Genomic DNA, 13,699 nt, shown 5'->3' with positions numbered 1-13,699 from the left:
GCGGATGGCGAACCCTACATCGAACCCTATCCGGGTTAGCCGTTTTTATAAGTGAATCAATGGTTTACAGGAGATTTTTGCCGACTTGGAACCCTACATTGGAAGCCGCAGGCTCGGCAATAAAAAACCGGCCGCGCAACGTTCCCGTCACGCGGCCGGCCCGGCGTCTCTTCGTTCCGCCCGTCAAGCCTTCGCCGTATCGCCCGAATCGAACGGCAGCACGTAATGCCGCTTGCCGGTCGCCGCGAAGATCGCGTTGGCGACCGCCGGCCCGACCGGAGCGACACCCGGCTCGCCGACGCCCGTCGGCGCCTCGGCCGACGGCACGATATGCACCTCGACCTTCGGCATCTCCGCCATCCGCAGCACGTGATAGCCGTCGAAGTTGCGCTGCTCGACATGGCCGTCCTTCAGCGTGATCGCGCTGTGCAGCGCCGCGCCGAGCCCGAAGCCGATGCCGCCTTCCATCTGCGCGGCGACGATGTCGGGATTGATCGCGATCCCGCAGTCGACCGCGCACACCACGCGCTCGACCTTCACCTTGCCGTCGGCGTCGACCGACACTTCCGCGACCTGCGCGACGTAGCTCTTGAACGCCTCGGCCACCGCGATCCCGCGCCCGCGGCCCTTCGGCAGCGGTTTCGCCGGATCCCAGCCGGCCTTCTGCGCGGCCAGCTCGAGCACCGCGCGCATCCGCGGCTCCTTCGCGAGCAGGTCGCGGCGGAACAGGTACGGATCCTTGCCCGCCGCGTGCGCGGCTTCGTCGATGAACGCCTCGACCGCGTAGGCCGTGTGCGAGCTGCCGACCACGCGCCACCACAGCACGGGCAGGCCGACCTTGGTGGTGGTCAGTTCGACCGACACGTTCGGCACCGCGTACGGCAGGTTCGCCGCACCCTCGACCGACGTCGCGTCGATTCCGTCCTTGACCATGAACGCCTCGAACGGCGTGCCGGCGAGGATCGACTGGCCGACGATCCGGTGGCGCCAGCCGACCAGCCGGCCGTCCGCGGTCAGCCCCGCGTCGAGCTTGTGGAAGTACATCGGGCGATAGAAGCCGCCCTGGATGTCGTCCTCGCGCGTCCACTGCAGCTTGACCGGCTTGCCGTCCGCGCCGAGCGCCTTCGCGATCGACACGGCCTCGACCACGTAGTCCGACCACGCGTTCGCGCGCCGGCCGAAGCTGCCGCCCGCATACAGCGTGTGGATCTGCACCTGCTCGGGCTTCAGGCCCGCGACCCTGGCGGCGTTGCCCTGGTCGACCGTCTGGAACTGGTCGCCGGCCCAGATCTCGCAGCTGTTGGCGCTCAGCTTGACGACCGCGTCGAGTGGCTCCATCGGCGCGTGCGCGAGATACGGAAATTCGTAGGTCGCGCTGACCTTGCGCGCGGCGCCCGCGATCGCCGCGTCGGCATCGCCGTCCTTGCGGGCCGACGCGCCGGGCTGCGCGGCGAGCTGCCGGTACTCGCGCATGAGCTGGTCCGAGCTGCGCTTTTCGGCGTTGGTTTCGTCCCAGTCGACCTTCAGCGCGTCGCGGCCCTGCTTCGCGGCCCAGAAACCGTTCGCGACGACCGCAACGCCGCCCGGCACCTGCACGACCGACACCACGCCCGGGACGGCTTTCGCGGCCGTCGCGTCGAACGACTTGACCGTCGCGCCGAAGCGCGGCGGGCGCTGCAGCAGCGCGACGCGCATGCCGGGGAAGGTCGTGTCGAGCGTGAAATGCGCGGTGCCGTTCGACTTGGCCGACCCGTCGACGCGCGCAATGCGATGGCCGATCAGCTTGAAGTCGGCCGGCTGCTTCAGCGTGACCTTGTCGGGCACCGGCAGTTTCGACGCGTCGGCGACGAGCGTGCCGTAGGCGGCCGTCTTGCCGCTCTTCGCATGCGTGACGACGCCGTTGGCGGTGGTCAGTTCGCCGGCCGGCACCTTCCAGCGCGCCGCCGCGGCCGACACGAGCATCGCGCGGGCCTTGCCGCCCGCTTCGCGCAATTGCTGCCACGAGTTCGACATGGCCGAGCTGCCGCCCGTGCCCTGCATCGTGCCGAACGCGAGGTTCGCATAGCGCTTCGCATCGGCCGGTGCGCTTTCGACGCGCACGCTCGACCAGTCCGCGTCGAGTTCCTCGGCGACGATCGTCGCGATGCCCGTGTACGCGCCCTGGCCCATTTCGACGTGCTTCGCGATGACCGTGACCGTGCCGTCGGGCGTGATGCGCAGGAATGCATTCGGCGCGAAGTCGGCGGCGGGCGCCGTCGCGGCGAGCGCGCGGCGGCCGAGGCCGGCCCATTCGAAGCCGATCGTCAGGCTGACGGCGGCCGCGGCACCCGCGGCCTTCAGGAACGTGCGGCGCGACGGTCGCACCGAGCCGGCGTTGTCGAGTTCGATCGTCATGGTCAGGCTCCCAGCGTCGCGGCCGCGTCGTGGATCGCGGCCCGGATCCGGGCGTAGGTCGCACATCGGCAGATGTTGCCGTTCATCGCGGCGTCGATGTCCGCGTCGGTCGGCTTCGGGTTCTGTTCGAGCAGGGCGGTTGCCGACATGATCTGGCCGGACTGGCAATAGCCGCACTGCGGCACCTGCAGCTTCACCCAGGCGGCCTGCACGGCCTGCGCGGGTTTGCTCTCGAGGCCTTCGATCGTCGTGATGTGCTTGCCCGCGATGCCGGCGAGCGGCAGCACGCACGAGCGCACGGCCTGGCCTTCGAGATGGACGGTGCACGCGCCGCACTGCGCCATGCCGCAGCCGAACTTCGTGCCGGTCAGCCCCGCGTGCTCGCGGATTGCCCAGAGGACGGGCATCGACGGATCGGCGTCGAGCGTGACACTCTTGCCGTTCAGGACAAACGTGGTGGGCATTTTTTGTCTCCGTGGGGAAAACCCGGCATGCGCCGGATCAGGTGGCAGTGTGCGCGAACGGCCGATTTTTACGTCTACCCAATCCTGCAAATTTATTGAACAATCCTGCAAATCCCCGGCGCGGTGGCGAGCGATTCGCTATGCTCCCGCGATTCAGGGAAATGAGGCGAGGAATCCGTCATGGACATGACCGATATCGCGGCGTCGCGCGAATCCGGGCGGCGCGAACTGGCGTCGCTGATCGGCCGTTTCGCGCCGACGGACGGCTCCCACTCCACGGCCGTGCCGGCGCTGATGCTGCATCGGCATGCGCATCCGGTCGATCTCGGCTGCGGCGTGTCGCGTGCTGCGCTCGTGATCGCCGCGCAGGGCGCGAAGCGCGTGATCGTGGCCGGCCAGGCCTACGAATACGACACGCGCAATTGCCTGATTACGTCGATCGACTTGCCGATCCTCTCGCGCGTCACGCAGGCGTCGCCCGACGCGCCTTACCTGTGCCTGTCGCTCACGCTCGATCTGCAGCGCATCGTCGAACTCGCGGCCGAGATGCGGCTGCCCGAGCCCGATGCGGGCCCGGAAGGCGAGGGCATCGCGCTCGCCGAGTTGACGCCGCCGCTGCTCGATGCCGCGCTGCGGCTGTTGCGGCTGCTCGATACGCCGGCCGACATTCCGGTGATCGCGCCGCTGATCGAAAAGGAACTGCTGTACCGGCTGATGACGAGCGGGCAGGGCACGCGGCTGCGGCACATGGCCGTCGCGAGCAGCCAGACGCACCGGATCGCGCGTGCGATCGAATGGATCCGCGATCACTACGCGGAGCCGATGCGCGTCGACACGCTCGCACAGGCGGTCAACATGAGCGTGTCGTCGCTGCACCATCACTTCAAGCACGTGACCACGCTGAGTCCGCTGCAGTACCAGAAGCAGCTGCGGCTGCACGAGGCGCGGCGTTTGCTGTTGCGGCAGGGCGGCGACGTCGGGTCGGTGGCGGCGACCGTCGGCTATGAAAGCGCGTCGCAGTTCAGCCGCGAATACAGCCGGCTGTTCGGCGCGCCGCCGATGCGCGATGTCGTGCATCTGCGCAAGAAGGAATTGCTCGGCACCTGACGGCGGTGCCGGTCGTGTCGACCGCATCCGGCCTGGCTTCGTCGCGCGATGCGCGGCTCGCCGGAACGGGATGACACGCAATCGATGTGCCATGGCCGCCGCACGCAGGCGCAACGGGACAGCGGAGCGTGCCGCCGCGCCGCGCACGAACTTCTGTTTCAAGCATGCATCCCGGAAACGGGCGAACCGATACGGAAAATGCCGGCAGGATGCGAACCGACGGGCCGAAACGCGCAATGACGCCGCTCCGCCCCGCACATTCTGCATGGATCGCGCGTTTCACGACCATGTTTCGCGCGATGAGATTAGCAGTCGAACTCGATTCGAAAATGTTTCTCGCGCGCAGCGCGTGTTCTCATCCCATCCGTTGGAGCACGATGGTTGCCGGTACTGGATGTCGGTGAATCGAAGGAAAACAGTAAAAATCGATAAAGTGTGTTCAAGGCCGCATGGCGCACCTGCCGTCGTTTTTTCCGATATGCGGCGTGAAAGCCATGTCGGCTTGCGTCGTATTTACCGGTTTTTGCCGCGCGTTCGCATCGCCGGCCGATGCTCGATATCGTCGGTATTTTCACGGATGAATCAATTGCGTTTCGCGGCGGCGCGTGCGCACGTCCGGAACGATAGCGATGTCGGCCGCGCGGGTCCCGCAGAACCGGTTGTCGCGCGTTTCGATTCACGATTTTTTCGCGTACGGGAAGGCTGCCGAACGGGCTGCGGCAGGCGGTTTGCCGGGGCCGAAATGTACATCGGCCGGGATATGCGACGGTGCAGTTCTCAAGTATGAAACATCCGTTCGACACCCCCTTGCGCGCGGCCCCGCGGGCCGCGTTCGTCCGCCTTTTCCGGCATTGCTTCGCGCCATTCGATGATCGGCGCGTGCTGCCGAGCGCTATCGCGATACATTCCTGAAACAAAAAATTCGATTCCCGGCGATATTGCGGGCGCCGCGAACGATACGCGACGCGCAACCATCGGTGGAATCACGCATGGCATGCCGTTTGCGATATTGGACGCACCGGCGAGCGGTCGACCTGATGCAACAAAGATGGGGGGGCGGCCCGTTCGTCAATAAGCAGTCGGGGAAATAGCGATGAAGACCAGAAGCAACAACTTGATGCGCGCATTCCTTGCGCAGCCGTGGGGTAGTCGGACAGCTCGGAACAGGACTCGCGATGCAGTGCCAGCTTCGCGGGTTCGTTGCCGGTTTCCCGGTATCCGCGCGTTGCGCGTGCTGGACCGCCTGTCGTTTCTCACGACAACCGGCCGACAGCCGTGCTCCCCTTCATTCAGCTCGTCCGGATGGGCCATGCTGTCCGTGCCGGACAGCTCGACGCCGAATCGTTTCCGCTCGTGCCGACCCGTATCCGCTGCGCCGGGCCGATGCCGGCGGTGGCTGGACTAGCTCGCATACCCGTCGGCCGGATTGCCCGGAAGATCTTTGATCGGTAGCCCAGGGAGAAGCGATGCCGCCTGACTGTAATGCAGGCCCGTTATCGCCGCGATAACGCGCATGTTTTCGATGGCACTGCATTCACGGTAGATAACTGTACTCACGCATTTTCGATCGCTGAAGCGGATGCCATGTGCCGGTATGCCGTGTAAGCAAATTTCGAAAACGACTGATCCCGAATGGCGAATGCCTGTTTCCGGGTGCGTGCGTCGATTCGTTTTCCGATTGATAAATGATCGATAACTCATATCGAGAATAAATATAAAAATTTCGGAAAACTAAAAAAATACGAAACCAGGATTCGGATCGCCGAAAAGTTGCGCGGCCATCGGATTCGAGATGAATAAATTCTTTGTAATTAGATAGTGATCCTTATGTTATGGGGATTGCTCAGGGCTGGAAAGTTGAAGGCGTGCAGCTTTCCTCGCTTGTTCCGTCCACGCCGTTATGGAGTCGACCATGAAGAAGCTTCTGATTGCAGCCGCAGTTCTGGCGGTTTCGGGTGCAGCATTCGCCGGCAGCGGCACGGTATCGACCAGCAATTCGTCGAGCGGCGGCTCGACGATTGCCGGGGTTGCCGGATTCGGCCATTTCACCGCGACCGATTCGGGTGCCGCACTCGGCGCAGCCGGTGCCACGGCTGGCGGCGGCAGCAGCGGTTCGATCTCGTACACGAGCCACGTCCAAACGTCGACGGTGGGCGGCTTCGGCTTCGGCGGCGCGCAAGCGGGCGGCAACAGCGGTGCGAATGCCGGCTCGATCGGCTGGACGTATCACCACTGAGCCGCGGCGCGCAGCGTTCGTCATTGGCTGGTGGCACGGACGCCGGGTTTCGTTTCGCGAGGGCGAGCCCGGCGACCTCGCCACCAAACTTTCTCACGGCAAGGAATTGCTATGAAAGCCAAAGTCATTTTAGCGACAGCGCTCACCGTCCTTTCGTCGGCCGTATTGGCCGCCGGTCCGTCCACGACCAACCAGACGCAATCCGTTGCAGCGGGTGTGTCCGGTTCGGTGCTGGTCGGCTCAGGCAGCTATACGAGCAATTCGAATTCGGTCGCGGGCGCAAGCGCAGGAAGTACCGTGACACCCGCTGGTTCCACCGGCACGGCATCGGCCTTCCACAACTCGACTTCGACGGCCAGCGGCTGGGGCTCGAACGGGGGCGCGTTCGCGGCAGGCGGCGGTATCGGTGCCGCAGGTTCGTACGGTGGAAACAGCAGCACGAACGAGAACGCGAATGCGCTGTCGGGAGGGGTGACCGCCACGATCGTCCTCGGCGCGAACCACTACACGGCCAGCGGCGGGAACGATCAGGGTATCGCCAACGCGGGTGCTGCCGGGTTGACGGGCAGCGGCGGGTCGGGCGCGCTCGCGGGTTCGAATCACTACAACGCGTCGACCGTGTGGAGTACCGGTCCGGCCGGTTCGCCGTCTGCATCGGGCGGAAGCCAGGGGAGTTCGAGCGCGACCGGGAGCAGTCACTAGTCGGGTGCGGGGGACCAGTTTCCCAGCGACGCTGGTCTCTTTTCCGCACTGTTGTTCAAGTAAGGAGTTGGCATGAAGCAGAACCTGATTGCCGCCGCTCTGATGCTCGCGTCTCTGACGGCATATTGCGCTGACCGCGCTGCCGAGGACGTGCAATCAAATTTGCAGACGTCGAACCCTGCAACCAATCCGTCAGAACAACACACGCTTTCGTCGGGCAGTGCCATCGGCGCACCGGATTCCCTGGCGTGGCCGGGAATGTCGGGCGGTTCGTGGTCCCAGCTGGGTAGCGGCTGGAAGCAGTTCGGGGAAGCGGGCAAAGCTGAAGGCATTCGGGGGAATTAGTGCGGTTGCCTGGGTCGGAGGTCAAACCTCGTCCGGAGAGTGAAATGAACAGCAACAAGATCAGGGCGGCATGTGCCGCAATGTTCGCGATGGCCGCGATCGGTGCCCAGGCGCAGACTGCCGACTCGACTTCAAGTTCGCAGTCCTCGACGTCGTCGACGGCGATCAGCCAGGGCGGCGGCTCGAGCATGAACACGAACGTCACCAGTTCGCGCGGCGGCAACGCCAGCAGTGCCAGCACGAGCGGCGTGCGCGGCAGCGGCAATTCGAGCGTGAACGTGAACGTTACGATGCCATCCGGCACGAGCGGCGGCTCGAACGTGACGCCGCAGAGCGTGAGTTCGCTCCAGTCGGCCGGCTCACCCGGCACCAACCCCTACAACACCCAGGCGTCGGAAAACGTCAACTATTCGGGCACCCAGACGATCAAGACGAACCCGTCGATCCAGGCGCCCGGCCTCACGACCACGCTGTCCGATACCTGCATGGGCTCGGTGAGCGTCGGCGTGTCGTTCCCGGGCTTCGGCGCGACGGGCGGCACGACCCTGGTCGACCAGGCGTGCGTGCGTCGTCTCGATGCGCGGGAATTCCGCGCGATGGGGCTGACCGACGTCGCGCTCGCGCTGCTCTGCCAGAGCGATGCGAACCGGCGCGCGGTGGAAGCGACCGGGCATCTGTGCCCGGGGACGACCACGCCGCTCGCGCGCTCGAATGTGGCGCCGTCCGCCGAAGCGACCGTTGCCGACGACGTGAAGTATCGCGATCCGCTCGTGCGAAACCGCATGGGCCTGCCGCCGCTCGATGCCGCCGCGCCCGTGCTGACGCGCCCGGTGGCGACGACCGCGGTCCAGGCGGCGCCGATTCCGGTTCCGGTGCCCGCGCCGTCGATGGTCGCGCCGGCGGTCAGCGCGGTGCCTGCCGGGACGCAGGCGGCCGCCGTGAAGGCATCGCAAGCGGCTGCCATCGTCACCGCGCCGGCTGCCGCGGCAGCACCGACCGTGAGTGCTGCGCCTGCCGTTGCACCGGCTGCGATGAGCGTGGTGCCGGGTGCCGCCATCGTTGCCGCGGGGGGCTTCGCGGACAAGGCGCCGGAATCTGCGCCAGCGGTTGCGGACAAGGCGCCGGAACCCGCGTCGACGGTCGCCGACAAGGCACCGGAACCGGCACCGATTGCAACCGACACCGCAGCGCAAGCCCCGGCAGCGCTTGCCGTCGACGCGAAGGTGCCGGACACCGCGCAAGCCGCACCGGCCCCGGCCTACGCTGCAGCGCCCGAGGCCGCGGTCGATGCGAAGGCTGCCGAGCCGGCAGCGCAGGCGGCAGCCGAAGCGCCCGCACCGGAGGCCGCGTCGCGCGCCACGGCGGCAGCCGCTGCCGACACGCCAGCCGTCGACGCAAAGGCGACCGGCTTGGTCGAATCCGCCGACATGCCGGCCGCGCCGGACCCAGCCCCGGCCGCGGCCGACCAGCAGGTCGCCCCGGCCGCGCCGGCGATGCCGGCTCCGACCGTCATCTCGACGAGCACATCGTCGTAAGCACGCGGGCGACGCTTCCGCGCGACCGGCAAGCCGGGCCGCACGGGAACGCCGGGATCCGCTGTGCGACGCACGGTGCAAGTTGGACGGGTGTTGATCCCTCCCCGAGGTCAACACCTCTTTTTGCCTGACGAGGGTACGAGGAGGCCTCAATCATGAGGATCTTTTGGGTCGCGCTGCTGCTGGTCGACACACAAGCCGCCGCACAGTCGGTTTTCCAGAACCCCGCGGTCTTTGTCATCCTGAGCGAGCAGACCCTCGCGAACGCCGCGAGCGTCCAGCAGGCGCTGACGACGCTCGGCCGCGCGGACAACACGGCATGCGTGCCGATGATGATGGTCGGCGATCCGCAGATGGTCTACATGATGCCGGAGGAGGGACACGCCCCGTCGTGGCAATCGCCGGTGTATGGCCGCGGCGCGCCGTTCGAAGCGCAGAACGGGCCGACCGCGACCGGCAAGACGGTCGGCGCGATGCAGCACGCGCAGGACATGCAGACACAGCCGTGGAGCGACAGCAGTGCGATCACGCAGAAGATCGCCGGCGAGTCGAACCTGTCCGCGTCGGCGCGGGTCAGCGACTGGCGGCGCAAAGGATTGAACACGATCGAGACGGCGCCCGCGACGCAAGTGACGGTGAACGGCAAGACCTACCGCACGTATCGCGAGGAACTCAACCAGGCCGCGCGGCCCGTCGTCGAACCGCAGATCTACACGCAGCGTGTCGTGTTCTGCCGATGACGAAACTTTCCGGAGCGGACATGCCGGTAGCGCCGCGTGCGAGCAGGGAGGCTCGCCGCGTACCGCTTCGCGCCGCCCGCTCCGTCAGACAACCCTATGCGGCGAGGCCATCGTGAACCATTGCTGCCAGATCAGCCTGTCAGGCCCGCACGAGGACGAACGGGCCGCATACGCACCGCCGTTCGTTGCGGCCCGGCGTCACCTAACCGTGCCGTCGCGCCCGCTCGTCTATCTGTCGCAGCATCCCGATGCGGGGCTCGTCGACTGTCTCGCGTCGCGCGGCTGGGAGCTGTGGCGTGCGAAATCCGTTGCGGACGCATTCAATCTCGTAAAGGCGAACCGCCTGCATGCGGGCATCGTCGATTTCGACGGATTCGCGTCGCCCGACGTCGCGTCGTTCGAGACGCTGCTGCGCGATCCGCGGATCGGCTGGGTCGCGCTCGCCGACGGCGAGCGGCTGCGCGATGCCACCATCGCGCGCCTGATTCGCCAGTGCTGCTTCGACTACGTGCGCAATGCGACGGCCTACACGACGATCGGTTATCTCGTCGGCCATGCATACGGGATGCTGAAACTGGCGGAAAGCGATCCGGCCGACGATGCCGCGCCGCCCGGCGGCGTGATGATCGGCGCGTGCGCCGCGATGCGCCGCCTGTTCGCGACGATCCGCAAGGTCGCGAACACCGAAGCCACCGTGTTCATCGCCGGCGAATCCGGCACCGGCAAGGAGTTGACCGCATCGGCGATCCACCAGCATTCGTCGCGCGCCGACGCGCCGTTCGTCGCCGTGAATTGCGCGGCGATTCCGTCGACGCTGCTGCAGGCCGAACTGTTCGGTCATGAGCGGGGCGCCTTCACCGGCGCGCATCAGCGCAATATCGGCCGCATCGAGGCCGCGCACGGCGGCACGCTGTTTCTCGACGAAATCGGCGACATGCCGTTCGAGAGCCAGGCGAGCCTGCTGCGGTTCCTGCAGGAGGGCAAGATCGAGCGGCTCGGCGGGCGCGCGTCGATTCCGGTCGACGTGCGGATCGTGTCCGCGACTCACGTCGATCTGGAGTCCGCGATGCAGGCGGGGCGGTTCCGCCCGGACCTGTACTACCGGCTGTGCGTGCTGCGCATCGACGAGCCGCCGCTGCGCGCGCGCGGCCGCGACATCATGCTGCTCGCCGATCATGTGTTGCGGCGCTATCGCGGCGAAAGTTCGCACCGGATTCGCGGCTTCATGCCGTGCGCGATCGAGGCGATCCACAACTATGCGTGGCCCGGCAACGTGCGCGAGCTGATCAACCGGATCCGTTTCGCGGTCGTGATGACGAACGGCCCGCTGATCTCGGCCGTCGATCTTCAACTGAACCAGTACACGTCGCATCGGCCGCCGACGCTGGCGGAATCGCGCCGGCAGGCCGAGCGGCGCACGATCGAGGAAACGCTGTTGCGGCATCGGCATCAGCATGCCGACGTCGCGGCGGAACTCGGCATCTCGCGCGCGACGCTGTACCGGCTGATGACCGCGCTCGGCCTGCACGGCTGACGCCGGTTGCGGCCGCGCGGCACGCGGCCCGACGTCGCGCGGCCCGCGGCGTCAGGCCGGCCGTTCGAAGCCCGATTCGACCCAGCGTGCGGCGCTGGCCTTGTTGAGCTTGAACCCGGCGGACACCTTCGCATCGGCCAGCAGTTCGCCGTACGGGTCGAACGCCTTCAGTTGCGCATACGGCTCGAACTCGTCCGGCACGATGTCGAGCGTGACCGACACATCCTGCCCGTCGCCGTCCTGCACCGTCACTTCCTTGTGCAGCATCGCGCGGCGCTGCTGCTCGTGACGCATCAGCACCTCGGTCGCGGTCTTCACCAGCGTGCGGAACGCGTTCGCATCCATCGGCTTCGGGTTCTTCTTGTCGCGACCCATGGTCCACGGGCCGACGAGCGCGGGCTCGGCTTCGCCGTCCTTGATCATCTCGACGGCCCAGCCGTCGTCGTCTTCGTTCTTGATGATGCGGGCCGTCCAGCCGTTGTCGCGCCAGAGGCCGTCTTCGTGGATGGTGGTGTCGTCGGATTGCAGATCGGATTCGGTCATGGAGGAAGCGGGGAGTACGGGCCGCCGGCGAACGGGCGGGGCGCGCGGCCGGCAACGGCGCGCTGCCCTGGCCGGTCACCCGGAATGGCATGCAAAGGCCGCAATTTTACCTCGCGGGCCGTCGGTGCGGCCCGTGCGACCTGTAACGTTGGCTGTCAGGACGAGAGCGACACCGGCCAAACGGTCGGGCCGGCGCCAAAAATCAAACTTGTACTACGTCCCCGCAGGCCGCTCTATTCACCGTCCGATATCCCGTCCAAGCGTCGCCTCATAGAATAACGATCGGGATAAAAATATCTCGCTCGTAAATTCAACGCCACGCCGGTCGTACGCGCATTCCGCGCCGCGCGCCCGGTGAACCTTCTGGAACCGCGCATGGGGAAATTCAATATTCGCACCATCTTTGCATACGACTGGCCGTTGACGCTCGCCGGCATGGAGCACATTGCCGGCGACGTGTGCGCAATCGATCTCGTCGGTGTCTGCCGGACGCCGGACGAACTCGTCGCGACCCTCGACACGCTCGATTGCGACATCGCGCTGGTCGATTATTCGGTCCGCGGCGATGCGCGGATGAACGGCTTCGCACTGTGCGAGTGGCTGCGACGCATGCGTCCGAACGTCGGGATCGTTGCGTTGGTCGGGAACGAGAACCCGGTGATCTTCCGCTCGATTCTCTCGCAAGTCGGCGCGAGCCTCGTGAGCAAGTTCGACGAGGTGGGCCATATCGTCACCGCGATTCACTCGAGCTATAGCGGCGGTCACTATCTGTCGCCGCTTGTGCGCCGCGCGCTCGATGCGTTGGCCGGACACGATACGCCGCCGGTGAAGCTTTCGACGCGCGAGATCGAGGTGATTCGCCTTTATCTGGCCGGCATGCCGATCAAGGCGATCGCGCAGCGGCTGAACAAGGGCAAGCAAACGGTCAGCGCGCAGAAGATCAGCGCGATGAAGAAACTCGGCGCGAGCAACGACATCGAGCTGGTTCAGCGAGCGGCCGCGCTGGGGCTCGACGGCGGCAAGGTTGCGGGCTGCCCGGACGGCGCGGAGCAGGCGGGGAGCCGAGAACAGGAATCACGAGCGCTATTTCGGTAGCAGTGACATTCCGGAATCTTTCTTAGGGCCGCGTCGACTGGAATAAGCGTTTGGTTGTCCTTGATATTGGAGAGGTGAGATGCGCGATTAGCCAGCACGTCGGCGCTTCGTCTCTTGCTGATGTTCGCGAAGGGCCGATGCAGGGAATTGACGGGGCACTGACTTGCGTGCCTCCCACGATCATCGGTCGGGGCGAAAGGAAGCGCGCGCCGATATCGCTCCGGCGCTATGTGCGGCATGGGGTTGCGCGTAAATGAAAGCGATCGGCGGCCGACGCAGACCGGTTCGGGAGACTGGCGACGAGGTTCATCAAGAAGAATGGTCAAGATATAAGAAGGAATGCAGATGAGTGATTCATTTCCAGATGCTCGTCCAGTAGCGGCCGCTCGAACGGCGGAGAGCTGCCCTGAAGCCGTAGCCCGAGACGGGCCGGCGCCGCGACCCGAACCGCCGCCGATCGTCGTCGGCCGCGTCGAAGGCGTGACGATGTTTGCGAAGAACACGCCGCTCATCTGTCTCAAGCAGATGCCATTGCCCGGTATCGTGATCTTCGTGCATGGGGTGAATTCCGAAGGCGAATGGTTCGAGGCGTCGGAGGAAGGGCTGTGCAAAGGGCTGAATCGCAGGCTCGGGCGTCTGGACGATCAGATGATGTATCACGGTATCGATGCCGGACAGCTGACGCCCGCGAAGTACACGGAGAGTGTGACGCCGGATGGGTTCTTGAACCCTGATTTGCTGGCAGACAATTACATCAAGCCCGATCCGTCGTTCTCACCCGTCATTCATTTCCGCTGGGGCTATCGCGCGACCGCTGCGGAATTGAAGGAGTACGGCGACAAGATCTTCCTGAACGAGAAGGACTATTGGGGCGGCGGGCCGTTCACCAATGGCTGCGCCAGTCTGCCCGATCTTTGGCACGGCGGTCTGGATGATCGAACGATGGGCTGGATGACCGTGCAAGGCATCAATCCGACCAATCGGCCGCTGTACCGCGCGCCGCC

General features: G+C 65.9%; 12 protein-coding genes and 1 pseudogene. 10 read left to right on the top strand and 3 right to left on the bottom strand.

What is annotated here, in order from left to right; genetic code table 11:
* Nucleotides 1–183: 183 nt before the first annotated feature.
* Together DID99_RS19495 and DID99_RS19490 are read right to left on the bottom strand one after the other, a co-directional pair.
* Nucleotides 184–2,394: a xanthine dehydrogenase family protein molybdopterin-binding subunit gene (locus DID99_RS19495; protein ID WP_124667322.1), complete on the bottom strand. Its 2,211-nt coding sequence runs from the start codon at nucleotides 2,392–2,394 to the stop codon at nucleotides 184–186.
* Between the two features lie 2 nt (nucleotides 2,395–2,396).
* Nucleotides 2,397–2,858 carry a (2Fe-2S)-binding protein gene (locus DID99_RS19490; RefSeq protein ID WP_044846636.1) on the bottom strand — a complete coding sequence of 154 codons (462 nt, stop codon included), beginning with the start codon at nucleotides 2,856–2,858 and terminating at the stop codon, nucleotides 2,397–2,399.
* A 180-nt stretch (nucleotides 2,859–3,038) separates the two neighbouring features.
* Between DID99_RS19490 and DID99_RS19485 the strand changes: the two genes are divergently transcribed.
* The 8 genes from DID99_RS19485 to DID99_RS19445 all read left to right on the top strand — a co-directional run bounded on the left by DID99_RS19485 (nucleotide 3,039) and on the right by DID99_RS19445 (nucleotide 11,057).
* Nucleotides 3,039–3,965, top strand: coding sequence for an AraC family transcriptional regulator (locus DID99_RS19485; protein WP_044846637.1), 927 nt, complete (start codon nucleotides 3,039–3,041; stop codon nucleotides 3,963–3,965).
* Between the two features lie 91 nt (nucleotides 3,966–4,056).
* Nucleotides 4,057–4,752, top strand: coding sequence for a hypothetical protein (locus tag DID99_RS19480; protein ID WP_124667321.1), 696 nt, complete (start codon nucleotides 4,057–4,059; stop codon nucleotides 4,750–4,752).
* Nucleotides 4,753–5,877: 1,125 nt separating this feature from the next.
* Nucleotides 5,878–6,201 (top strand): hypothetical protein, encoded by a 324-nt coding sequence (locus DID99_RS19470; RefSeq protein ID WP_044846715.1) that lies wholly within the window; start codon nucleotides 5,878–5,880, stop codon nucleotides 6,199–6,201.
* A gap of 111 nt (nucleotides 6,202–6,312) precedes the next feature.
* On the top strand, nucleotides 6,313–6,903 hold the full coding sequence (locus tag DID99_RS19465) for a hypothetical protein (RefSeq protein ID WP_124667320.1): 591 nt from the start codon (nucleotides 6,313–6,315) through the stop codon (nucleotides 6,901–6,903).
* Nucleotides 6,904–6,975: 72 nt separating this feature from the next.
* A complete protein-coding gene (locus tag DID99_RS19460) occupies nucleotides 6,976–7,248 on the top strand; it encodes a hypothetical protein (RefSeq protein ID WP_124522334.1) in 273 nt (90 codons plus the stop codon).
* 44 nt (nucleotides 7,249–7,292) lie between these two features.
* Nucleotides 7,293–8,783: a chemotaxis protein CheA gene (locus tag DID99_RS19455; protein ID WP_124667319.1), complete on the top strand. Its 1,491-nt coding sequence runs from the start codon at nucleotides 7,293–7,295 to the stop codon at nucleotides 8,781–8,783.
* 155 nt (nucleotides 8,784–8,938) lie between these two features.
* Nucleotides 8,939–9,523 (top strand): hypothetical protein, encoded by a 585-nt coding sequence (locus tag DID99_RS19450; RefSeq protein WP_124522330.1) that lies wholly within the window; start codon nucleotides 8,939–8,941, stop codon nucleotides 9,521–9,523.
* Nucleotides 9,524–9,635: 112 nt separating this feature from the next.
* Entirely contained in the window at nucleotides 9,636–11,057 is a 1,422-nt protein-coding gene (locus tag DID99_RS19445; protein ID WP_124667318.1) for a sigma-54 dependent transcriptional regulator, read from the top strand.
* A 51-nt stretch (nucleotides 11,058–11,108) separates the two neighbouring features.
* Here DID99_RS19445 and DID99_RS19440 read toward each other — a convergent pair whose 3' ends face one another.
* Complete coding sequence (locus DID99_RS19440) at nucleotides 11,109–11,600, bottom strand: hypothetical protein (RefSeq protein WP_044846642.1); 492 nt, start codon at nucleotides 11,598–11,600, stop codon at nucleotides 11,109–11,111.
* A gap of 375 nt (nucleotides 11,601–11,975) precedes the next feature.
* Here DID99_RS19440 and DID99_RS19435 point away from each other — a divergent pair, with 375 nt between their 5' ends.
* Complete coding sequence (locus DID99_RS19435; RefSeq protein WP_124667317.1) at nucleotides 11,976–12,695, top strand: response regulator transcription factor; 720 nt, start codon at nucleotides 11,976–11,978, stop codon at nucleotides 12,693–12,695.
* 345 nt (nucleotides 12,696–13,040) lie between these two features.
* Nucleotides 13,041–13,699, top strand: a pseudogene (locus tag DID99_RS19430) (hypothetical protein); the annotation flags it as partial.

The organism is Burkholderia sp. Bp8986, assembly GCF_003854225.1.
Classification (GTDB): Bacteria; Pseudomonadota; Gammaproteobacteria; order Burkholderiales; family Burkholderiaceae; genus Burkholderia.
The sequence above is the reverse complement of the archived record's forward strand: the minus strand, read 5'-3'. Positions and strand labels throughout refer to the sequence as shown.